Consider the following 21,116-nt stretch of genomic DNA (forward strand, 5'->3'; position numbering starts at 1 on the left):
TTACATTTCCTAACGGTGCTGTTGCCATGCTGCTTCACATTCCAGGCCTGTTCGACGCTGATGAACTGGCCCGTATCCGCGAGGCGCTGGAGCGGGCCGACTGGGCCGATGGCAAGGTTACGGCGGGTTATCAGTCGGCCAAGGCCAAGCACAACCTGCAGCTGCCGGAAGGCCATGCACTGGCCAAGGAAATCGGCACTGCGCTGATCGACCGCCTGTGGAAGACCCCGCGCTTCATGTCGGCAGCCTTGCCGCACAAGGTGTTCCCGCCGCTGATCAACTGCTACCGCGATGGCGGCAACTTTGGTTTCCACATCGACAATGCCCTGCGCCAGCCCAAGGGCAGCCCGGAGCGGGTGCGTACCGACCTGTCTTCCACGCTGTTCCTCAGCGACCCGGAAAGCTACGACGGCGGTGAGCTGGTGATCCAGGACACCTATGGCGTGCAGCAGATCAAGCTGGCCGCCGGTGACATGGTGCTGTACCCCGGCACAAGCCTGCACAAGGTCAACCCGGTGACCCGTGGCCAACGCTATGCCGCATTCTTCTGGACCCAGAGCCTGGTGCGCGATGACAGCCAGCGGGCGCTGCTGTTCGAGATGGACAACGCAATCCAGCAACTGACTGCCGATGTGCCGGACCATCCTTCGCTTTTGCAACTGACGGGCACCTACCATAATTTGCTGCGCCGCTGGGCTGAGGTCTGAGCCGTGTCCTACCTGCTGCGACGTGAGGAAGTGGTGGATGTGGCCGGCTTGCAGGCCATGCTCGAGGAAACCCCCGGCAAGGCCGCCCAGGCGATTCTGGCGGCAGCGGGGCAGGGCGTGGTCGAGGCGCAGCTGCTGCTGGGGCAGATCCTGCTGGATGGGCGTGGCATCCAGCAGGATGCCACGGTTGCCCGGCGTTGGTTCGGTATCGCTGCACAGGGTGGCAGTGCCATGGCGCACAACATGCTCGGGCGTTGCCTGGAGCATGGTTGGGGCGGCGAGGTGAGTTTGGCGCAGGCTGCCGTTCACTACGCCCGTGCGGCCGACTCCGGGTTGGACTGGGGCCTGTATAACCTGGGCAACCTTCTGGCGACCGGGCGTGGGGTGCCGGCCAATCAGGCGCAGGCACTGATGTGCTACGAGAAGGCTGCGCAGCTGGGGCATGCCAAATCGATGAACCTGTATGGGCGTTACCTGGAGCAGGGCATTGCCACGGCGCCCAGCCCGGCGCGGGCGGTGCGCTGGTATCGGCGTTCGGCCGAGGCGGGGGATTTTCGTGGGATGTTCAGCCTGGCGCTGGTGCTGGTCGAGCGTGGGCAGTTGGCCGAGGCAGGGCAGTGGCTGGAGCAGGCCCGGGTTGCGGGGAACATGAATTTCCTGCGTGCTGCGTTGGTAACCCTGCAGGGTGCGGGGCCGGTGTTGATGGCCTTTGCGGCGCGGTATGCCGAGGAGATCGATCGGCGTGGTGAGTGAGGTTGACTGTGCCGGCCAATTTCCACTGGCCGTTCACCGTTGCCGCCGCCATCGTATTCGCGGGTAAACCCGCTCCTACACACGCATCGGTGGTTGGGCGCAGGCCGTTCTACGGTTTACCCGCAAAGAGGCCAGCATCGACAGCACACAAATGAAAACGGGGCCTTTCGGCCCCGTCGTGCATTACAGGTAGTAAGCCTTCAGCGGCGGGAAGCCGTTGAATTCCACTGCGCTGTAGCTGGTGGTGTAGGCGCCGGTCGACAGCCAGTACAGGCGGTCACCGATGGCCAGGTTCAGCGGCAGCCCGTACTTGTAGTTCTCGTACATGATGTCGGCGCTGTCGCAGGTCGGGCCGGCGATGACTACTTCTTCGGCTTCGCCTTTCTTCTCGGTCCAGATCGGGAACTTGATGGCTTCGTCCATGGTTTCGATCAGGCCGGAGAACTTGCCCACGTCGGTGTAGATCCAGCGCTCGACGGCAGTACGCGACTTGCGTGCGACCAGCACCACTTCGCTGACCAGGATGCCGGCGTTGGCGATCAGCGAACGGCCGGGCTCGAGGATGATTTCCGGCAGTTCGTCACCGAAGTCTTCCTTGAGGAAGCGGATGATTTCTTCGGCGTAGGTTTCCAGGCTGTTGGTACGGGTGATGTAGTTGGCTGGGAAGCCACCACCCATGTTGATCAGCTTCAGTTCGATGCCGTCTTCTTCTTTCAGGCGTTCGAAGATTACCTTGACCTTGGCGATGGCGGCGTCCCACACGCTGATGTCGCGTTGCTGCGAGCCCACGTGGAAGGAGATGCCGTATGGCACCAAGCCCAGGTCGCGGGCGAGGATCAGCAGGTCCATGGCCATGTCGGTCTGGCAGCCGAACTTGCGGGACAGCGGCCAGTCGGCAGTGGTGGAGCCTTCAGTCAGAATACGCACGTACACTTTCGAGCCCGGTGCGGCCTTGGCGATGTTGCGCAGGTCGGCTTCCGAGTCGGTGGCGTACAGGCGCACGCCCTTCTCGTAGAAGTAGCGGATGTCCTTGGACTTCTTGATGGTGTTGCCGTAGCTGATGCGGTCGGCGCTGACACCGCGGCCCATCACTTTGTCCAGCTCGTAGATCGAGGCGATGTCGAAGCTCGAACCTTTCTCTTTGAGCAGGTCGATGATTTCAACGGCCGGGTTGGCCTTGACCGCGTAGTAGACCTTGGCGAATTCGAAACCGGCGCGCAGGTCGTCGTACGCCTGGCTGATCATCTGGGTGTCGATGAGTACGAACGGGGTTTCCTGCTTGTCAGCGAACGCCTTCATTTTCTGGAAGGTTTCACGCGCGAAATAGTCTTCGACCTGGATCGACATGCTCAGGGACTCCATGGGCAAACTGAAAGATTAAGTGGCTGCAAACTGAACGTCCTCCGTATCCCCACTTTGGTTCGCCTACTCAGTACTTGAGCCGGATGGATCGTTTCCAGCATGGACGTTCGGCGCGCACTTTAGGGCGTGAAGAATGCAGAATCAACAGGCAATCCGGGCGTGATCGACGTGGATCGACGACCAGCCATTTGAATAACCGACTCGTGTGACCGGCTGATGTTCCCTGCGATCTTTCAAGCGTAAAAAATTGTGGAATGGAGCGTGTTGGGCCCTTCGCGGGCAAGCCCGCTCCTACAGGGGATACGCGTTCCATGTGGGAGCGGGCTTGCCCGCGAAAGGGCCGGAGGTGTTCATATTTATGGCCACATTTTCCTGGTCCCCCCGTACAGGAAATCGCCCATAAATTTTTTGTTACCGACTGGCGGATTTGCTGCTTTTGATGAGAAACATTACTATTCGCACCCTTATCTGCCTCCCTGATGACCCCCGACCGTGTCCGGACACAAAGGCTTCCTCGACCACTACCATGAGCTGATCGGCACCTGGACGCGCAAGCTGCGCAGTCGTCAGCAGGCCGAGGACCTCACCCATGATGCCTTTGTCCGGGTACTGGAAACCCCGCGCGAGCAGGTTGAGCAGCCACGCGCCTACCTGCATCAGGCTGCGCGCAACATCGCTGTGGATGGCTTCCGTCGCGAGGACCGCCGCCAGGCCCTGGAGCGGGAAGCCTTCGAAGAAGGCGCAACCGGCAGTGGCGACCCGGAAGCCTACGTGCATGCCCTGGAGCTGGCCGACAGCGTCGAGCGGGCTCTGGCCGAGCTGCCACTCAACTGCCGGCAGGTGTTCATCTGGCAGAAGCTTGAAGGCCTGACCCAGGCCGAAATTGCCGAGCGCATGGGGTTGAGCAAGAACATGGTCGAAAAGTATATGATCCGCACGCTCCGGCACCTGCGTGAGCACCTGGATGTGTCGGCATGAAGAGTCAGGAGGCCTTTTCGATGAAACAGCACGGTACCGATGCCGTCCGCGAGCAGGCGGCCGCATGGTTCGCCCGCGTGCAGGATGCACCTCGGGATGCCGGGCTGCACAAGCAGTTGCGTGCCTGGTTGGCGAGCGACGAGCACCACCGGGAAGAATATGAGCATCTCTGCCGCGTGTGGCAGGCCGCCGACTTCATTCCACGCCAGCACCTGGAGGCGCTGTGCCGGCCAGACCCGGTGCAGCAGCTGCCACGACGGCGTTTCATGCGCCAGGCGTTGGCCGCCAGTGTCGCGGTAGTGGCGCTGGGCCTGGGCTGGACCGGCTGGCACCACCTGCAACTGAACCATCAGGGCAGCCTGCAGACGGCCTTCAATGAGCGCCGTCAGGTCGAACTGCCGGATGGCTCGCATCTGGAGCTCAATGGCAGCACGCAGTTGCAGGTGGAGTTCAGCGCCGGCCAGCGGCACGTGCGCCTGAACGCCGGGGAAGTGATGTTCAGCGTCGCCCATGACAGTAACCGGCCGTTTGTGGTCGACACTGCCCAGGGCAGTGTGATCGTCACAGGTACCCGCTTTGACGTCCGCCTGGACCCAGCCAGCACCCGTGTGGCGGTGGAACAGGGGTCGGTGCGGGTGCAGGGCAAGGGCGCCTCGCTGGCGCAACTGACGGCCGGGCAGGGGTCGCATATAGATGCACAGGGCCTGGTCGCCGCACCCTATGCGGTCAACACCGGCGCCATGACCGCATGGCGACAGGGCAAGCTGGTGTTCGACAACGCAACCCTCACCGAAGTAGTGGCCGAAACCTTGCGCTACCGTAGCCAGCCATTGCGGGTCGCCCCTGGGAAAGTCGCGCGGCTGCGCCTGTCCGGCACCTTCAGTACCAACGATACAGACGCTCTGCTGCGGGCTTTGCCGAGCATCCTGCCGGTGGCCATCAAGGCCCATGAAGACGGCTCCAGCGAAATAATCGCCAACTAGATTCAGGTTTTTTTTCACTCGTTCGTCTTCCTCGCCAGCTGCAACTGCCAAGCATTTCCATTTGCACGCGGTTGGCGTTTATTCCGCATTCCAGGATGTTTCGACGACGTGAACAACAACAAACCCTTCCCACGCTTTTGCGCCCTGGCGCTGGCCCTGGCGGTCAGCGCCGTGGCCGTTGACAGCCAGGCCGCAGAGGCCGGCAATACCCTCCAGATCCAGGCCCAGCCGTTGGGTTCGGCGCTGAACCAGCTCGGCCAGCAGACCAGCCTGCAGCTGTTTTTCAGCCCCGAGCTGGTCGCCGGCAAACAGGCCCCGGCGGTATCGGGCAACCTGGCGCCGGTGCAGGCGCTGCAACAGCTGTTGCAAGGCAGCGGGCTCACCTACGAGATGTCCGGGGACACCGTTGTGGTGAAGCCTCTGCCGACTACCCTTGACCTGGGCAGCGGCAGCCTGGAGCTGGCACCCACCGACATCAAGGTGGTCGGTGACTGGCTGGGTGATGCCCAGCAGAGCGTGGTACAGAACCACCCCGGGGCACGCACCGTGGTACGCCGCGAGGCGATGGTGGAGAAGGGCGCAATGAACGTGCGCGACGTGCTGCGCGGCATCCCCGGCGTGCAAGTGCAGGACTCCAACGGAACCGGTGGCAGCGACCTGTCGCTGAACGTGGGCGTGCGCGGCCTTACTTCGCGCCTGTCACCACGCTCCACGGTACTGATCGATGGCATCCCGGCCGCGTTCGCGCCGTATGGCCAGCCACAGCTGTCGATGGCACCGATTTCCTCTGGCAACCTCGACAGCATCGACGTCGTGCGCGGTGCCGGCTCGGTGCGCTATGGCCCGCAGAACGTGGGCGGCGTGATCAACTTTGTAACCCGGGCGATTCCGGAAAAGGCCTCGGCAGAGCTGTCCACCACCCTGGAGACCTCCCAGCACGGTGGCTGGAAACACACCGAGTCAGCCTTCGTCGGTGGCACGGCCGACAATGGCATGGGCGTGGCGCTGTTGTACACCGGGGTGAATGGCAACGGTTACCGTGAAAGCAACAACGGCAACGACATCGACGACGTTATCCTCAAGACGCATTGGGCGCCAACCGATGTCGATGAGTTCTGGCTCAACTTCCATTATTACGATGGCCGTGCCGACATGCCGGGTGGCTTGACCCAGGCCCAATACGACAGCAACCCGTACCAGTCGCTGCGCGATTACGACTACTTCGCGGGCCGGCGCAAGGATGTGTCGTTCAAATGGCAGCGGCAGCTCGACGATGCCACCCAGTTCGAAGTGCTGACCTACTACACCGACAGCTTCCGCGGCAGCACAATAGCCTCGCGGGACATGAAGACGTTGTCGTCGTACCCGCGCAACTACCACACCTTCGCCATTGAACCCCGTGTGTCGCGCATCTTCTTTGCCGGCCCAACCACCCAGGAAGTCAGTGTCGGTTACCGTTACCTGAAGGAAGCGATGCGCGAACAGTCGACTCGCCTGGCGCTGATCGACAACGTACCGACGGTGACCCCGACTTCCGACGGCCACGTGTTCCAGGACCGCAGCGGCGGCACCGAGGCCAGCGCCTACTACATCGACGACAAGATCGACGTGGGCAACTGGACCATCACCCCTGGCGTGCGCTTCGAGCACATCAATACCGACTGGCGCGACCGCCCGGCGCTGGACGCCAACAACCGCCCGGTAGCCGAGAAGAAGCGCAGCATCACCAGCAACGAGCCTTTGCCGGCACTGAGCGTGATGTACCACGTTTCCGATGCCTGGAAGGTATTCGCCAACTACGAGACTTCGTTCGGTAGCCTGCAGTACTTCCAGCTGGGCCAGGGCGGTTCTGGCAACAGTACGGCCAATGGCCTGGAGCCGGAAAAAGCCAAGACCTACGAAATCGGTACCCGTTATGACAATGGCGGCTTTGCCGGTGAGCTGACGGCGTTCTACATCGACTTCGATGATGAGCTGCAGTACATCAGCAACGACGTGGGCTGGACCAACCTCGGTGCGACCAAGCACCAGGGCATCGAGGCCTCGGTGCGTTATGACCTGGCAGGGCTGGACCCGCGCCTGGACGGGCTGTCGGTGAGCGGTGGCTACACCTATACCCGCGCGACCTATGAAGGGGATATCCCGGGGTTCAAGGGCCGTGACCTGCCGTTCTATTCACGCCAGGTGGCCACTGCCGGGGTGCGTTACGCGATCAACCACTGGACCTGGAACCTGGATGCCTACGCCCAATCCAGGCAGCGCGCACCCGGTACCGGGATCAATGCCGATGGCAGTTTCAATGGCGACTACATCACCGAGCCGAGTGCTGACGGGCAGTATGGCGATATTCCAGGCTACGTGACCTGGCATGCCCGTGGCGGTTATGAGTTCGGGCCGCAGTTGTCCAACCTGAAGCTGGCGGCTGGTGTGAAGAACCTGTTCGACAAGCAGTACTTCACCCGCTCCAGTGATAACAATGCCGGCCTTTACGTGGGTGAGCCGCGAACCTTCTACGTGCAGGCCAGTGTTGGGTTTTGATCGGAGATTGCCGGGGCCGCTTTGCGGCCCTTCGCGGCCGTCGTAGGAGCGGGTTCACCCGCGAAAGGGCCGGGCCTGCTGGCCAATCTTCACCCGTCGTTCACCGTTGCCGCCACCACCGTATTCGCGGGTGAACCCGCTCCTACACATTGATCGGTGGTGGACATACATCGGGGATTGAACACAGGCCGTTGTAGGAGCGGGTTTACCCGCGAAGGGGCGCAAAGCGCCCCCGGCGATTACGAAACCACCGCCTCGGCCGGCGAAACGATACTGCTCTTCGCCCCCCGCGATCTCCCCGAGCTCAGGTACGCAGCAATCGACTCCTGCGTCACCTCGCCCAGGAACACCTGCTCGGCATCCAGCACTGGCAACCACGCGCGGTTGAACTCGTACATGCGCGACAACAGGATGCGCAAATGCTCATCGTGCGACGCCGTGGCATTGAACGGCCGCAGGAAATCGCCACACGTCCCTTGCTGGCGGTGCATGTCACGTCGGCGCACATAGCCCAGCGCCTTGTTCTGCGCGTCGGTCACCACCACGTAGCGGCGGTCGTGCTCATCGAGCAGCTCCAGCGCGTCGCCCACCGGTGTTTCCGGGCTCACCGACGGCGCGTTGTCCGCTGCATCCTCGGCACGCACCAGCAACAGGCGTTTGAGCGTGCTGTCCTGGCCCACAAAGTTGCTGACGAAATCATCCGCCGGGTGCGCCAGCAGGGTATCCGGGTGATCCAGCTGCAACAGCTTGCCGGCACGGAAGATGGCAATCTTGTCGCCCAGTTTGATCGCTTCGTCGATGTCGTGGCTGACCATGATTACCGTCTTGTTCAGCGCCCGCTGCATTTCGAAGAACTCGTTCTGGATCATCTCGCGGTTGATCGGGTCGACCGCGCCGAACGGCTCGTCCATCAACAGCACGGGTGCATCTGCTGCCAGGGCGCGAATCACGCCGATACGCTGTTGCTGGCCGCCAGACAGCTCCCGCGGGTAGCGTTGCAGGTACTGCTTGGGTTCGAGCTTGATCATGTGCATCAGCTCGCGAGCCCGCTCGTGGCATTTCTGCTTGTCCCAGCCAAGCAGACGCGGGACCACGGTAATGTTCTCCTCGATGGTCATGTTGGGGAACAGACCGATCTGCTGGATCACATAGCCGATGTGCCGGCGCAGGGTGACTTCGTCCAGCCCGGTGGTGTCTTCGCCATTGATGAATACCTGGCCCGAGGTGGGCGTGATCAGGCGGTTGATCATTTTCAGCGTGGTGCTCTTGCCGCAGCCCGACGGGCCGAGGAACACGCAGATTTCCCCTTCGTTGACGGTGAGGCTTACCGAGTCGACGGCTTTGACGTCCTTGCCGTTGACGTTGAAGGTTTTGCTGAGGTTCTTCAGTTCGATCATGAGCGCAGTCCTTCTGGAGTCAGGGCACGTTGCAGGGTTTGCAGCAGCAGGTCGGCGATGATCGCCAGCAGGCTGACCAGTACGGCGCCGACCAGCAGCATCGACATGTCGCTGCGGCTGATGGAAGTCAGAATCAGCACGCCGAGGCCGCCGGCGCCGATGGTGGCGGCAATGGTCATGACGCCGATGTTCATCACCACGGCGGTGCGCACGCCGGCGAGGATCACCGGTACGGCGATGGGCAGCTCGACCATGCGCAGGCGCTGGCCGAAGGTCATGCCAATGCCACGCGCGGCTTCACGGATACCGGGCTCGACATTGGTCAGGGCCAGGTAGGTGTTGCGCATGATTGGCAGCAGCGAATAAAGAAACACGGCAGTGATCGCCGGCAAGGGGCCCAGCCCCTGGCCGAACTTGGAGTAGAACGGCAGCAGCAGGCCGAACAACGCAATCGATGGGATGGTCAGCAGCACTGTGGCGCTGGCCTGCAGCGGGCCGGCCACTGCCGGGAAGCGGGTCATCAGGATGCCCAGCGGCACGCCAACGAGGATCGCCAGGCCGACGGCGATGCCGACCAGCATGATGTGCTGCCAGGTCAGTTGCAGCACCTGGGCCCAGTCGAGGTGGGCGAACGTGTCGAGCAGGCTCATGGCTGTACCTCCTTGAGGGGATGCTCTCGCAGGAATGCGGCGGCCACTGCGGTCGGGTTCTGGTGGTCTACGTCGACCTTGGCATTGAGCTGGCGCATGGTCTCGTCATCGAGCTGCTCGGCCAGTGGCTTGAGCAGGGCGACCAGTTGCGGGTTGGCGTCGAGCACGGCCTTGCGCACCACCGGGGCGGCGGTGTAGTCGGGGAAGTAGTGCTTGTCGTCTTCGAGCAGCTTGAGGTTGAACGCGCTCAGGCGACCGTCGGTGGTGTAGACCAGGCCTGCGAACACCTGGTTGTTGTGCATGGCCGTGTAGACCAGGCCCGCGTCCATCTGGCGGATGTTGGCGCGGCCGACCTGCAGGTCGTACATTTCCTTGAGCCCGACCAGGCCGTCGGGGCGGTTGGCGAACTCGGTGTCCAGGGCCACCAGGTGATTACGCTTGCGCTCGTCGCGCAGCACCTGGTTGAGGTCGCTGATCGAGTTGATCTGCGGGTAGGCCTCGGCGACCTGCTTTGGCAAGCCGAGGGCATAGGTGTTGCTGAATTTCGACGGGGTCAGCCAGATCAGGTCTTTTTTGGCATCCAGCTCCTTGACCTTGGCGTAGGTGGCCTCGGCGCTGGGCATACGCTCATCGATGTGGTTGTAGGACACCAGCGACACCCCGGTGTATTCCCACATCAGGTCGAGCTGGCCGGTTTCCTGGGCCTGGCGAGCGAGGCTGCTGCCAAGCCCGCCGATGACACGCACATCGAAGCCATTGGCGCGCAGGTACTGCGCGGTGATTTCGGCGAGCACGGTCTGTTCGGTGAACACCCGCGCGCCGATGCGGATCAGCGGTTTTTCCGCTGCCTGGGCAAATCCTGCGAACAGCAGGGCCGCGCCCAGCAGCAAGGCGATTCTCTTCTTCATGCGTTTCCTATCCTTATTGGGCCAGGCCACGTTCCAGCCAGCGCCTGCTGGAGAAACTCACCGCCGCGTCCAGTACCAGTGCCAGTAGCGCGGTGCAGGCGGCCCCCAGCAGCAGCTGCGGCTGGTTGTTCAGGGCGATGCCGGGGAAGATCAGGCTGCCCAGGCTGTTGGCACCGATCAGGAACGCCAGCGGTGCGGTGCCCACGTTCAGCGCCAGGGCCACGCGTACGCCGCCGACGATGATCGGCACGGCGTTGGGCAGTTCCACCTGCCAGAGTTGCTGGCGCGGGGTCATGCCAATGCCGGTAGCGGCTTCCTTGAGCGATGCGGGGACGTTTTTCAGGCCTTCGTAGGTGTTGCGCACGATGGGCAGGAGGGACGCGAGGAACAGTGCGAAGATCGCAGGCCCGGCGCCGATGCCCAGGATACTCAGGGCGATGGCCAGAACGGCCAGAGGGGGGATGGTGTTGCCAACGTTGAAGAACTGCATGAAGCGCTCGGCTTTGTCGACCCGGTGCGGTCGACTTAACGCAATGCCGGCGGGGATGCCCACGGCCAGCGCCGCCGCCATCGAAGCCAGCACCAGTACCAGGTGCGCTTGCAGATAGAACCCAAGATCGTCGCGATAACGCGCGATCGTGTCGATGCCGATCCAGTGGACCAGCAGGGCCAGGATGACGAGCACGGCGGCCCATCCCAACAGCCCCTTTCCGTAGCGTTTAGCCACAGGTGGACTCCTTGTGTAGTCGGCGAGCACACTTCTTGGTTGCCGGCCAGTCCTGGCGGCGGGTGGTGTGTTCGCGAGTAGCAGCGTGATGCAAACCGAGGGCTGCGATCAGGCCATGAGCCGAACCCCGTCGGGCCCGAAAATGCTGATGAAACCAGTCCCCAACCGAAGCGGTTTGCAGGGGAGTGGACGTCTCCGTGGGCGTAAAGGTTCCCATCTGGGACGGCATTTGGCCAGTGTTAATCGCTGGGTTGCGGGTTTTTGGGCGAGAAAAAACAGCGACTTGACGTGCTGCAGGCGTTGAAATAACTGCGTTTTGGTTATTTGTCGTGATAAAGCGATTGCCTGTTGGATTCCTTTTGTCTGTGCTGGCCTCTTCGCGGGTAAACCCGCTCCTACGAAGACTGCACCGCATCCGAACCCTGTGTCGTACCTGTAGGCGCGGGTTTACCCGCGACGGGGCCGGTACAGGCGCCATTCATTCGGCAGATTTTGGTCCAGGCCCAACTTCAGGTATGATACTGCCCCTTTCAAATCCCCCAGTCAGGCGATTTCCCATGACCAACCAGGCCGCCGAAGTCGCGAAGCGCCGCACTTTCGCAATCATTTCCCACCCCGACGCCGGTAAGACCACCATCACCGAGAAGCTGCTGCTGATGGGCAAGGCCATTGCCGTCGCCGGTACCGTGAAGTCGCGCAAGTCCGACCGCCATGCCACCTCCGACTGGATGGAAATGGAGAAGCAGCGCGGCATCTCCATCACCACCTCGGTGATGCAGTTCCCGTATCGCGAGCACATGATCAACCTGCTCGACACCCCCGGCCACGAAGACTTTTCGGAAGACACCTACCGCACCCTGACCGCGGTGGACTCGGCGCTGATGGTGCTCGACGGCGGTAAAGGCGTTGAGCCGCGTACCATCGCCCTGATGGACGTGTGCCGCCTGCGCGACACGCCAATCGTCAGCTTCATCAACAAACTCGACCGAGACATCCGCGACCCGATCGAACTGCTCGACGAGATCGAAGCCGTTTTGAAGATCAAGGCCGCGCCAATCACCTGGCCGATCGGTTGCTACCGCGACTTCAAGGGCGTGTACCACCTGACCGGTGACTACATCGTGGTGTACACCCCGGGCCATGGCCACGAGCGCACCGAAGCCAAGATCATCCAGAAGCTGGACTCGGACGAAGCCCGCGCGCACCTGGGCGACCAGTACGATTCGTTCGTCGAGCAACTGGAGCTGGTGCAGGGCGCTTGCCACGAGTTCAACCAGGAAGAGTTCATCAACGGTCAGCTGACCCCGGTGTTCTTCGGTACTGCGCTGGGCAACTTCGGTGTCGACCACGTGCTCGACGCCGTGGTCGACTGGGCGCCGCGTCCGCTTGGCCGTGTGGCCCACGAGCGCACCGTGGAGCCTGTGGAAGAGAAGTTCACCGGCTTCGTGTTCAAGATCCAGGCGAACATGGACCCGAAACACCGCGACCGTATCGCCTTCATGCGCATCTGCTCGGGCAAGTACGAGAAGGGCATGAAAATGCGCCACGTGCGCCTGAACAAAGACCTGCGTATCGGCGATGCGCTGACGTTCTTCTCCTCCGAGCGTGAGCAGCTGGAAGAAGCCTTTGCCGGTGACATCATCGGCCTGCACAACCACGGCACCATCCAGATTGGCGACACCTTCACCGAAGGCGAGGCGCTGGGCTTCACCGGTATCCCGCACTTCGCACCGGAGCTGTTCCGCCGCGTACGCCTGAAAGACCCGCTGAAATCCAAGCAACTGCGTCAAGGCCTGCAGCAGCTGGCCGAAGAAGGTGCTACTCAGGTGTTCTTCCCTGAGCGCAGCAACGACATCATCTTGGGTGCGGTCGGTGTGCTGCAGTTCGACGTGGTCGCCAGCCGCCTGAAGGAAGAGTACAAGGTGGAGTGCGCCTACGAGCCTATCACCGTCTGGTCGGCGCGCTGGATCAGCTGCGATGACAAGAAGAAGCTCGAGGAATTCCAGACCAAGGCCATGGAAAACCTGGCCATCGACGGCGGCGGTCACCTGACCTACCTGGCGCCGACCCGGGTCAACCTGGCGCTGATGGAAGAGCGCTGGCCGGACATCAAGTTCCGCGCTACCCGCGAGCACCATTAAGGCCTGAAATCGGGGCTGCTTTGCAGCTTTTCGCGGGCACGCCCGCTCCCACAGGGAATCACCAAACCAGGAGGTCATGGGATACCTGTGGGAGCGGGCGTGCCCGCGAAGGGCCGCTAGGCGGCCCCATTTCAGTTCCCGGCTTTGATACTGGTCCAGATTCGCGTACGAATACGGTCGATCTTCGCCGGCATCGCCTCCAGCGCATACAGCTTGCCCATCACCTCGTCGCTCGGGTAAATCATCGTATTACCCTTCATCGCCGGGTCCACCAACCCGTCCGCCTTGAGGTTGCCGTTAGCGTACTGGACGTGGTTGCTGATGTTGGCCATCACTTCCGGCTGCAGCAGGTAGTTCATGTAGGCATATCCGGCCTTTTCATCCGGCGCATCGACGGGCATGGCGACCATGTCGAACCACATCGGCGCGCCCTCCTTGGGTATCGAATAGCCCACCTTCACGCCATTGTTCGCCTCATCGGCGCGGTTCTTCGCCTGCAGCACGTCCCCTGAGAACCCCACTACCACGCAGATATCGCCGTTGGCCAGGTCGCCCGTGTACTTGGACGAGTGGAAATAGCTGATGTAAGGCCGCACTTTCATCAGCAGGTCCTTGGCCTTCTCGTAGTCCTTGGGGTCTTGGCTGTGATGGGGCAAGCCCAGGTAGTGCAGGGCGATCGGCAGCAGTTCGGGGCCATTGTCCAGCACCGCGACCCCACAGCTTTTCAGCTTGCTCATGTACTCGGGCTTGAAGATCAGGTCCCAGGAGTCCACGGGCGCGTTGTCGCCGAGCACTGCTTTGACCTTGTCGATGTTGTAGCCAATACCGGTACTGCCCCACAGGTACGGGAAGCCGTACTGGTTGCCCGGGTCGTTGACCTCCAGCGCCTTGAGCAGCACCGGGTTGAGGTTGTGCCAGTTGGGCAGCTGCGACTTGTCCAGGCGCTTCAAGGCTTTGCCCTGAATCTGCCGGGCCATGAAATGGTTGGAGGGAAACACCACGTCGTAGCCGGAATTGCCGGTCATCAACTTGCCATCGAGGGTTTCATTGCTGTCGTACACGTCATAGGTCGGCACGATGCCGCTGGCTTGCTGGAAGTTCTTCAACGTGTCGGGGGCCACGTAGCTGGACCAGTTGTAGATCTTCACCGTTTCAGCGGCGCTGGCCACGCTGGCGGCCAGCATCAGGGGGGCGAGGAGGAAGGTGCGCATGTCGGGTTTACCTTGCTTTGTCTGTTGTTATCGAAGGCAGGCGATCAGCGGATCAGAAAATAAGCACGTAGGTCTTGCGCACGGTCTCCTGGATGTCCCAGGTGCCGGTGCTGTTGGCCGGTAGCATCAATGCGTCTCCGGCTTCTATGACCAGGGGCTCGCCACCGTCGGGGGTGAACGTGCAGCGGCCCTTGATGAAATGGCAGAACTCCTGTTGCACGATCTGCCGCCGCCAGCGCCCTGGGGTGCATTCCCAGATGCCGGTTTCAACGCCATCGCTGCGCTCCACGCAGGTGACTGACGTGACTGCCACGGGTTCGCCGAGCGGTACCGCGACCGGGTTGGAGCTGTCGAGCACGGCAAATTCGGTGTTCTTGAACTGGGTGATGCTCATGACCGGTGGATCCTGTACGAGTGAAAAGGGAAGTCAGTGCATGAAGCCTTCCATGAAGTCCGCAACCGAGATGGCCAGGCGCCGCCTCCACGGCGCGCTGGCGGGGTTGGCGAGGGTCCGGTCCTCGTGGACGAAGCTCTGGATGATCGCGTTGTAGCCCAGCCAGCGGCAGGGCTCGGGAGGCCAGCTGGCCAGGCTCGATAGCGGGCGGTTGTCGAGCACCCAGGGTTGCGCCGTCAGCTCGTTGCGCTGGTTGAGGATCAGCGCCGCCAGGGTGCGTCCACCCAGGTTGGTAGCCCCCACGCCTTCGCCGCCGTAGCCGCCGGCAAGGGCGATGCCGCGCTGGCGGTCGCAGAGCATGTGTGGGCGGAAGCGTCGCGCCATGCCCAGGTTGCCGCCCCAGGTATGAGTGATGCGTACCTGTTTGAGCTGCGGGAACAGTTCGCCGAACAGGTAGCGGCGCAGTTCGACTTCGTGTTCGTCGAGGTTGAAGTTTTCGCGCAGACGCCCACCGAAGCGGTAGCCACCGCGGGCACCGAAGACCAGGCGGTTGTCGGCGGTGCGCTGGCCGTAGGTGACCTGGCGGCTGCTTTCACTGAAGGCTTGGCCCTTGCTCAGGCCAATTTGCTCCCAGGAGGCCTCTGGCAGCGGCTCGGTGGCCACCAGCAGGCTCTGTACTGGCAATTGGTGTTTGCCCAGTGGCGGCAGGCTGGCGGCGTAACCCTCCACGGCAGGCACCATCCACTGGCAGCGAATCTGTGCCAGCGGGGTACGCACCTCGCTCGGCTGCCAGTCGATGGCCGGGGTGTTTTCGTAGATCGATACGCCCAGCGCTTCCACTGCCCGGGCAAGGCCGCGCACCAGCTTGGCTGGCTGGATGGTCGCCGTGTGCGGGCTGTAGATGGCTCCAAACGCATTGCTGACCTGCAGCTGGCCCCCCAACTGCTCGGGGCTCAGCCAGCGGTAGTCGTCCTCGGTCATGCCTTGGCGATACAAGTCGTCGAGGTAGGCGCGCAGGCTGCGTTCCTGCTCCGGGTAGCGCGCCGCGCAATACAGCACGCCGCCTTTGCGGTAGTCACAGTCGATGCCTTCGCTTTGCAGCACGCGATGCACTTCATCCGGGATGCCGTGCAGCAGGTCGATGCTGGCGCGGCGCTGTTGCGGTGAGAGGGTGCCGAGCAGGCGGTCTTCGCCGAGCAGGTTGCCCATCAGCCAGCCCCCATTACGGCCGGAGGCGCCGAAGCCGGCGATTTGGGCTTCGATCACCGCGATGTTCAGCTGGGGGGCCTGGCGCTTGAGGTAGTACGCGGTCCAAAGGCCGGTATAGCCGGCACCGATGATGCACACGTCAACGTCGAGGTCATTGCGCAGTGCCGGGCGCGCGCACAGCGGCTCGTCGAGCTGGTCCATCCACAGGCTGAGCGTGCGCAGGGGTTGCATCGGGTTCGGCTCCACATCCGTCAAGGTCTGTGGGCGATCGTAGTGGTGTCAGCGGGCAGCTGTCCTACGTGCGTGCACGCAGGGAAATTTGCTTCAGGTAGGCCTTGGGCGTGAGCCCGGTGTGCTCACGGAAGCACTTGTAGAACGCCGACAGCGAGTTGAAGCCGGCACTGAAGGCCAGCTCGTCGATCGTCGCCTCGACGCTGTCATCGCCGAGGCTGGCCATCAGGTGCTGCAGGCGTGCCTGGTTGACGTAGCGGTAGAAGCTTTGCCCCAGCACCTGGTTGAGCAGGTAGGAAATCTGGTTGCGGCTGTAGCCGCTGGCGTCGGCGACCTGTTGCAGGTCGAGCTCCGGGTCGAGGTAGGGGCGTTGACGCTGGAAGTAGTGCTCCAGGTCCTGGGCCATGGTCGACAACTGCCGGGGTGACAGGCCCAAGCGGCTGGTGGCGGGGCGCGGACCGCTGTTGGCGTGGCCTGTGCCGTTCTGGCGGACCAGCGTGGCGTATTCGTTGACCCGCCAGATCAGCCCGTCCCTGACGGTGATCGCCTCGCTGGACTGGAACGCAACCAGGCCGTCGCCGCCCTGGACCGTGACCTGATACTGAATGAATGCGGTGCAGCCATCGACGCGGATGCGGTCGCTGTGGACGATGTCCTCGCCAGCTTCATGGGGCAGGCAAGCGCATACGTAGTCGCGCAGTTCCTGATGGCCGAGCACGCGATTCTGGAAGAAGTCGTGGTACTGGATATCGGGGTGGTAGAGCGCCATGACACCGTCGAGGTCGCGATGCTTCCAGCAGAGGTGGTAGCGCAGCACGATTTCGGCGGTAAGCGGGGTTTGCTCGGGGCCGTCGGGGAGGGTGGTGGCGATCATGGGTGGATAGTGCATTGCAGAACACCCAGGTGCAAGGGCGTGGATCCTGCATATTGCACGGTTTGCTCAGGCGGTTTGGTGGGTAAGCCTTTGATTCTTATAAATGTAGTTTTTTGATACAACTGGCATGGCGGCTGCACCTTTCTTGTCACCATCGAACAAGGAGAAAGGCCATGCGCTCGATACTGCTTTGGATGATTGGGGTGCCGATTCCGGTGATCATTCTGATCTGGTTCTTTATGCATTGAGATTTTGGGGGCCGCTATGCGGCCCTTTTGCTACAACTCTTCGCTACAAAAGGCATGTGCAAGGCAGGGCCCGGATGTCGGGCTTGAGATCAATAAATCCAATTTGGTGTTCTGATGAACACCAAAGGTCTCGTTGAATTAGTAATATTTAGTGTAGTAAGTGCAGGTGGAGTGTTGTCTGAAAGTTCCTACAGTATTCTCTTGGCACTTGCCGCTATCTCTACAGTACTAACTAACTCGTTAATTATGTTGCTAGGCTGGTGGGCGTGCCGAAATACGTTAGTCTGTAGATTCTTGTCAAAATAGGTGTTTGATTTCTGCTGTTTTCCCGATTACTGTCTGAGGAGGTTCAGGAATAATTCATAATTAAGGACCATTGCTATGGACGTATTCATGGGGTTGCTGGCTGCGGTGTTCTGGGGGGGCACCGACTTCTTGGTCGGCGTGAACGCAAGAGCGGTTGGAGTAAAGCGGGCGGTATTTTTCGGTCAGTTGCTAGGGCTTTTCTTGATGGCAATCATTATTGCCATTTCAGCCGATCAGTGGCAGAAATTTACTTCTGCGCCCTGGCTCACGATAGGGTTAGGAATTGTCGCCTCTCTATGCACCGTAGTAGGAGCGCTGGCGCTTTCAAAAGCTTTCGCTATTGGCAAGACAGCCATCGTGGCGCCCCTGGTCACTTCGTATGGTGTTTTTACAACGCTGTTGGCATGGCTGGGTGGCGATGCCCTCTCCGCTTGGCAGGTGGTCGGTATCCTTGTCTGCTTTTTCGGCGTGCTGTTGGCCTGCCGCAGCGATAATGGTGGTGGTTTCGATCGTAAGGTCACCAGTGTGATGTCTGTGTGGTTTGCTTTGTTGGCGGCCATGCTTTACGGCATCAGCTTCTGGATTCAGGGGAAATTCACCTTGCCGGCGCTGGGACCGGTGAACATGCTGGCGCTAGGGTATGCGGTGGGGGTCATGTTCCTTATCCCTGAAGCCATCAAGTTTCTGCGGGACCATACGACGATAATGCTGAAGACCTATGGCTCACTGTGCGGGGCAAGTCTTTTCAACTTGGGAGGGTTTTCTGCGTTTTCTTGGGGGGCTCTAAATGGCTCGGTGTCCGTTGTCACCGTCATCAGCACGTTGTCGGGTGGTATCGCCGCGATCCTGGGGTACTTCTTTTTTCGCGAGCGGCTGTCAGTCATCCAGATCGGTGGTGTTAGCCTAGTGTTGTCAGGGGCTTTGCTTCTGCACCTGTATGGGTGACATTTTCTTCGGTATATAAATTGTAGATTTTGGGGGATGTGCCAATGGCGTATTTCTTCGCTGTGGGCCTGTAGATATGAGTGCTCATAGTGATGGACTATCAAATCTATCTTGCGAAAGTCATGTTGATATGTTGCCTTGCATGGCAGCATTTGCGGTAGTGGTTGAAACTGGAAGTATTGTATACGCATCTGCCCGATTAGGCTTGACGGCGTCTGCAGTCAGCAAGCAGGTATCAAAGCATTGAAAATACCTTGTCCCGTACACAAAAGTCTGACACTTCCCTGATGGTCGAATCCCGGTATCCGTCCGGCCAACACATCTTCCTGATGGAACCGGCGAAGGCCATGGTGTCCACCTAAAAGTAGACACCATTTCTGACCCAGCAAGCGGATTTTCCAGGCCTCAGCGCCGTACCTACAATAAACCTTTCAAAGCCCAGAGTGCGACGAGCCCGGCGCCTCCATCGCAAACATCGCCTTGGGCTACAGCCTCAATGGCAACCTCGTCCACAAATGGATTCAGCTCCACAATCAAAAAGCCTTGGTACTTCAGCTGGGCAGCGCAGCAAACTGCTGTTTTTCGCATTGAGGGCTGCCCAGTTTTCTAACAGTTAAAGAAACTGCTCCGCATAGTGGCACGCAACCTGCCGCGTACTCACCTGCCTCAGCGCCGGCACCTCCTTGGCACACCGCTCGGTCGCATACGGGCAGCGTTTGTGGAAGGCACACCCATCCGGCGGGTTCAGCGGGTTGGGCAGCTCCCCGACGATGCGAATCTTCGGCTTCAACGGGTCTGGATGAATCGCCGGTGTCGCCGACAGCAGCGCCTGGGTATAGGGATGCAGCGGCTTGTTGTAGATGTCCTCCTTCGGCCCCATCTCCGCCGGCCGCCCCAGGTACATCACCAATACCTGATCCGCCACATGCCGTACCACCGCCAGGTTGTGCGAGATGAACACGTAGGCGGTGTTGAACTCCTTCTGCAGATCCATGAACAGGTTCAGCACCTGCGCCTGAATCGACACGTCCAGCGCGGAGGTCGGTTCGTCGGCCACCAGCACCTTGGGCTGCAGCATCATCGCCCGGGCCAGGGCGATACGCTGGCGCTGGCCGCCAGAGAACATGTGAGGGTAGCGCTGGTAGTGCTCGGGGCGCAGGCCGACCTGCTCCATCATCTTCTGCACTTTGTCGCGGCGCTCGGCCTTGCTCAGCGAGGTGTTGATCAGCAGCGGTTCGGCCAGTTGGTCACCGATCTTCTGCCGTGGGTTGAGCGAGGCGTAGGGGCTCTGGAACACCATCTGCACATCGCGGCGCAGTTGTTTGCGCTCTGCCTTGCTGGCGCCCTTCACCTCGGTGCCGGCAATTTGCAGCGAGCCGGACGACGGCTCTTCGATCAGGGTCAGGGCGCGGGCCAGGGTCGACTTGCCGCAGCCCGACTCGCCGACCACGGCCAGGGTCTTGCCGGCCTCCAGTTCGAACGACACGCCATTGAGCGCGCGCACCAGCGCATGGCCCTTGAACAGCCCGCGGGAGACTTCGTAGTGCCGGGTCAGCTCCCGGGCAGATAGAACGACGGCCATCACGCCACCTCCTGGTTCAGCGGGTAGAAGCAACGCACCAGGCTGTGGGCCTGTGGGTCGAGGGGCGGGCGCTGGCGCCGGCAATTGTCCTGTACATAGGGACAGCGTGGTGACAGCAGGCAACCGACCGGGCGGTCGTAGCGGCCGGGGACGATGCCAGGCAGTGTGGCCAGGCGTTCGGCGCCAATGCTGTGCTCGGGGATTGCGGCGAGCAGGGCTTCACTGTAAGGGTGGGCGGGCACATCGAACAGTTCTGGCACCTGGCCTACTTCCACGGCCTGGCCGGCGTACATCACGCACACCCGCCTGGCGGTTTCGGCGACCACGGCGAGGTCGTGGGTGATCAGGATGAGCGCCATGTTGCGCTCCTTCTGCAGGTTGACCAGCAGTTCCATGATCTGTGCCTGGATGGTCACGTCGAGGGCCGTGGTCGGTTCGTCGGCGATCAGCAGCTTGGGCTCGCCGGCAATGGCCATGGCGATCGCCACACGTTGGCTCATGCCGCCTGACAGCTGGTGCGGGTAAGCGTCCAGGCGGCTTTCGGCGGCCGGGATCTCGACCTTTTTCAAGAGCTCCAGAGCACGCTGGCGTGCAGCCTTGCCTTTCAGGCCCAGGTGCTGTCGTAGCACTTCCTCGATCTGGAAGCCTACGGTGTAGCTGGGGTTGAGCGCGGTCATCGGGTCCTGGAAGACCATGGCGATGTCCTTGCCCACCACCTTGCGCCGCTGACGGCCGCTGAGCTTGAGCATGTCGGTGCCGTCGAAGGTGAGGGCGTCGGCGGTGATGCGCCCGGGGGCATCGATCAGGCCCATCAGGGCCATCATGGTGACCGACTTGCCCGAGCCGGACTCGCCGACGATGGCCAGGATTTCGCCGGCATCCACCGCCAGGTCCAGGCCATCGACCACCGGTACCGCGTTGGCGTCGCCGAAGCGCACATTCAGGTTGTTGATCTGCAACAGTGACATGGCG

Annotated in this window: 19 protein-coding genes; 8 read left to right on the forward strand and 11 right to left on the reverse strand. The window is 61.6% G+C overall.

All coding sequences use genetic code 11. From position 1 onward, the window contains the following. Positions 1-26: 26 nt before the first annotated feature. Both ACI7M0_RS04400 and ACI7M0_RS04405 read left to right on the forward strand, forming a co-directional pair. Positions 27-707 carry a Fe2+-dependent dioxygenase gene (locus ACI7M0_RS04400; protein ID WP_003248502.1) on the forward strand — a complete coding sequence of 227 codons (681 nt, stop codon included), beginning with the start codon at positions 27-29 and terminating at the stop codon, positions 705-707. Between the two features lie 3 nt (positions 708-710). Next, complete coding sequence (locus tag ACI7M0_RS04405; protein ID WP_070096327.1) at positions 711-1,460, forward strand: tetratricopeptide repeat protein; 750 nt, start codon at positions 711-713, stop codon at positions 1,458-1,460. A gap of 183 nt (positions 1,461-1,643) precedes the next feature. Here the strand turns inward: ACI7M0_RS04405 and ACI7M0_RS04410 are convergent, their stop codons facing one another. Next, positions 1,644-2,807 carry a type III PLP-dependent enzyme gene (locus ACI7M0_RS04410; protein WP_003248498.1) on the reverse strand — a complete coding sequence of 388 codons (1,164 nt, stop codon included), beginning with the start codon at positions 2,805-2,807 and terminating at the stop codon, positions 1,644-1,646. Between the two features lie 507 nt (positions 2,808-3,314). Here ACI7M0_RS04410 and ACI7M0_RS04415 point away from each other — a divergent pair. The 3 genes from ACI7M0_RS04415 (at position 3,315) to ACI7M0_RS04425 (ending at position 7,321) form a co-directional block, all read left to right on the forward strand. Next, positions 3,315-3,800: an RNA polymerase sigma factor gene (locus ACI7M0_RS04415; RefSeq protein WP_003248496.1), complete on the forward strand. Its 486-nt coding sequence runs from the start codon at positions 3,315-3,317 to the stop codon at positions 3,798-3,800. A 20-nt stretch (positions 3,801-3,820) separates the two neighbouring features. Next, on the forward strand, positions 3,821-4,783 hold the full coding sequence (locus tag ACI7M0_RS04420) for a FecR family protein (RefSeq protein ID WP_064492417.1): 963 nt from the start codon (positions 3,821-3,823) through the stop codon (positions 4,781-4,783). A 108-nt stretch (positions 4,784-4,891) separates the two neighbouring features. Next, positions 4,892-7,321: a TonB-dependent siderophore receptor gene (locus ACI7M0_RS04425; protein ID WP_129932959.1), complete on the forward strand. Its 2,430-nt coding sequence runs from the start codon at positions 4,892-4,894 to the stop codon at positions 7,319-7,321. 239 nt (positions 7,322-7,560) lie between these two features. Here ACI7M0_RS04425 and ACI7M0_RS04430 read toward each other — a convergent pair whose 3' ends face one another. From ACI7M0_RS04430 to ACI7M0_RS04445, 4 genes are read right to left on the reverse strand one after another with little or no spacing between them, the layout of a single operon-like run. Further along, positions 7,561-8,718, reverse strand: a complete 1,158-nt coding sequence (locus ACI7M0_RS04430) for a betaine/proline/choline family ABC transporter ATP-binding protein (protein ID WP_010952079.1) — start codon at positions 8,716-8,718, stop codon at positions 7,561-7,563. After that, a complete protein-coding gene (locus tag ACI7M0_RS04435; RefSeq protein WP_003248487.1) occupies positions 8,715-9,368 on the reverse strand; it encodes an ABC transporter permease in 654 nt (217 codons plus the stop codon). The genes ACI7M0_RS04430 and ACI7M0_RS04435 overlap by 4 nt, the downstream gene beginning before the upstream one ends. Beyond that, the gene (locus ACI7M0_RS04440; protein WP_049586430.1) at positions 9,365-10,276 is read right to left on the reverse strand and encodes a glycine betaine ABC transporter substrate-binding protein; all 912 of its coding nucleotides are present in this window, start codon (positions 10,274-10,276) and stop codon (positions 9,365-9,367) included. Before ACI7M0_RS04440 ends, ACI7M0_RS04435 begins: the two co-directional genes overlap by 4 nt. A 13-nt stretch (positions 10,277-10,289) precedes the next feature. Next, positions 10,290-11,003, reverse strand: coding sequence for an ABC transporter permease (locus ACI7M0_RS04445; protein WP_003248483.1), 714 nt, complete (start codon positions 11,001-11,003; stop codon positions 10,290-10,292). A gap of 557 nt (positions 11,004-11,560) precedes the next feature. Here ACI7M0_RS04445 and ACI7M0_RS04450 point away from each other — a divergent pair. Further along, on the forward strand, positions 11,561-13,144 hold the full coding sequence (locus ACI7M0_RS04450; RefSeq protein WP_003248481.1) for a peptide chain release factor 3: 1,584 nt from the start codon (positions 11,561-11,563) through the stop codon (positions 13,142-13,144). 131 nt (positions 13,145-13,275) lie between these two features. Here the strand turns inward: ACI7M0_RS04450 and ACI7M0_RS04455 are convergent, their stop codons facing one another. The 4 genes from ACI7M0_RS04455 to ACI7M0_RS04470 form a co-directional block, all read right to left on the reverse strand. Further along, entirely contained in the window at positions 13,276-14,355 is a 1,080-nt protein-coding gene (locus ACI7M0_RS04455; RefSeq protein ID WP_003248478.1) for a polyamine ABC transporter substrate-binding protein, read from the reverse strand. A gap of 52 nt (positions 14,356-14,407) precedes the next feature. Next, on the reverse strand, positions 14,408-14,749 hold the full coding sequence (locus ACI7M0_RS04460; protein ID WP_012051262.1) for a cupin domain-containing protein: 342 nt from the start codon (positions 14,747-14,749) through the stop codon (positions 14,408-14,410). 33 nt (positions 14,750-14,782) lie between these two features. Further along, positions 14,783-16,189: an FAD-binding oxidoreductase gene (locus ACI7M0_RS04465; protein ID WP_129932958.1), complete on the reverse strand. Its 1,407-nt coding sequence runs from the start codon at positions 16,187-16,189 to the stop codon at positions 14,783-14,785. A gap of 64 nt (positions 16,190-16,253) precedes the next feature. Further along, complete coding sequence (locus ACI7M0_RS04470; RefSeq protein WP_177413607.1) at positions 16,254-17,078, reverse strand: nuclear transport factor 2 family protein; 825 nt, start codon at positions 17,076-17,078, stop codon at positions 16,254-16,256. 614 nt (positions 17,079-17,692) lie between these two features. Between ACI7M0_RS04470 and ACI7M0_RS04475 the strand changes: the two genes are divergently transcribed. Beyond that, entirely contained in the window at positions 17,693-18,562 is an 870-nt protein-coding gene (locus tag ACI7M0_RS04475; RefSeq protein ID WP_129932957.1) for a DMT family transporter, read from the forward strand. Positions 18,563-18,704: 142 nt separating this feature from the next. Further along, a complete protein-coding gene (locus tag ACI7M0_RS04480; RefSeq protein ID WP_121162286.1) occupies positions 18,705-18,809 on the forward strand; it encodes a LysR family transcriptional regulator in 105 nt (34 codons plus the stop codon). 366 nt (positions 18,810-19,175) lie between these two features. Here ACI7M0_RS04480 and ACI7M0_RS04485 read toward each other — a convergent pair whose 3' ends face one another. Next, on the reverse strand, positions 19,176-20,144 hold the full coding sequence (locus tag ACI7M0_RS04485) for a peptide ABC transporter ATP-binding protein (protein ID WP_003255261.1): 969 nt from the start codon (positions 20,142-20,144) through the stop codon (positions 19,176-19,178). Further along, on the reverse strand, positions 20,144-21,112 hold the full coding sequence (locus tag ACI7M0_RS04490; protein ID WP_003255260.1) for an ABC transporter ATP-binding protein: 969 nt from the start codon (positions 21,110-21,112) through the stop codon (positions 20,144-20,146). The genes ACI7M0_RS04485 and ACI7M0_RS04490 overlap by 1 nt, the downstream gene beginning before the upstream one ends. Positions 21,113-21,116: the final 4 nt, after the last annotated feature.

The organism is Pseudomonas sp. 10(2024) (assembly GCF_045164175.1).
Taxonomy (GTDB): domain Bacteria; phylum Pseudomonadota; class Gammaproteobacteria; order Pseudomonadales; family Pseudomonadaceae; genus Aquipseudomonas; species Aquipseudomonas alloputida.

Excerpts from the sequence above, each read along its gene's own strand:
- ACI7M0_RS04400 (WP_003248502.1), top strand. The coding sequence starts at position 27 with ATGCTGCTTCACATTCCAGGCCTGTTCGACGCTGATGAACTGGCCCGT.
- ACI7M0_RS04410 (WP_003248498.1), bottom strand. The coding sequence starts at position 2,807 with ATGTCGATCCAGGTCGAAGACTATTTCGCGCGTGAAACCTTCCAGAAA.
- ACI7M0_RS04420 (WP_064492417.1), top strand. The coding sequence starts at position 3,821 with ATGAAACAGCACGGTACCGATGCCGTCCGCGAGCAGGCGGCCGCATGG.
- ACI7M0_RS04430 (WP_010952079.1), bottom strand. The coding sequence starts at position 8,718 with ATGATCGAACTGAAGAACCTCAGCAAAACCTTCAACGTCAACGGCAAG.
- ACI7M0_RS04435 (WP_003248487.1), bottom strand. The coding sequence starts at position 9,368 with ATGAGCCTGCTCGACACGTTCGCCCACCTCGACTGGGCCCAGGTGCTG.
- ACI7M0_RS04440 (WP_049586430.1), bottom strand. The coding sequence starts at position 10,276 with ATGAAGAAGAGAATCGCCTTGCTGCTGGGCGCGGCCCTGCTGTTCGCA.
- ACI7M0_RS04450 (WP_003248481.1), top strand. The coding sequence starts at position 11,561 with ATGACCAACCAGGCCGCCGAAGTCGCGAAGCGCCGCACTTTCGCAATC.
- ACI7M0_RS04455 (WP_003248478.1), bottom strand. The coding sequence starts at position 14,355 with ATGCGCACCTTCCTCCTCGCCCCCCTGATGCTGGCCGCCAGCGTGGCC.
- ACI7M0_RS04460 (WP_012051262.1), bottom strand. The coding sequence starts at position 14,749 with ATGAGCATCACCCAGTTCAAGAACACCGAATTTGCCGTGCTCGACAGC.
- ACI7M0_RS04465 (WP_129932958.1), bottom strand. The coding sequence starts at position 16,189 with ATGCAACCCCTGCGCACGCTCAGCCTGTGGATGGACCAGCTCGACGAG.
- ACI7M0_RS04470 (WP_177413607.1), bottom strand. The coding sequence starts at position 17,078 with ATGCACTATCCACCCATGATCGCCACCACCCTCCCCGACGGCCCCGAG.
- ACI7M0_RS04475 (WP_129932957.1), top strand. The coding sequence starts at position 17,693 with ATGGACGTATTCATGGGGTTGCTGGCTGCGGTGTTCTGGGGGGGCACC.
- ACI7M0_RS04480 (WP_121162286.1), top strand. The coding sequence starts at position 18,705 with ATGGCAGCATTTGCGGTAGTGGTTGAAACTGGAAGTATTGTATACGCA.
- ACI7M0_RS04485 (WP_003255261.1), bottom strand. The coding sequence starts at position 20,144 with ATGGCCGTCGTTCTATCTGCCCGGGAGCTGACCCGGCACTACGAAGTC.
- ACI7M0_RS04490 (WP_003255260.1), bottom strand. The coding sequence starts at position 21,112 with ATGTCACTGTTGCAGATCAACAACCTGAATGTGCGCTTCGGCGACGCC.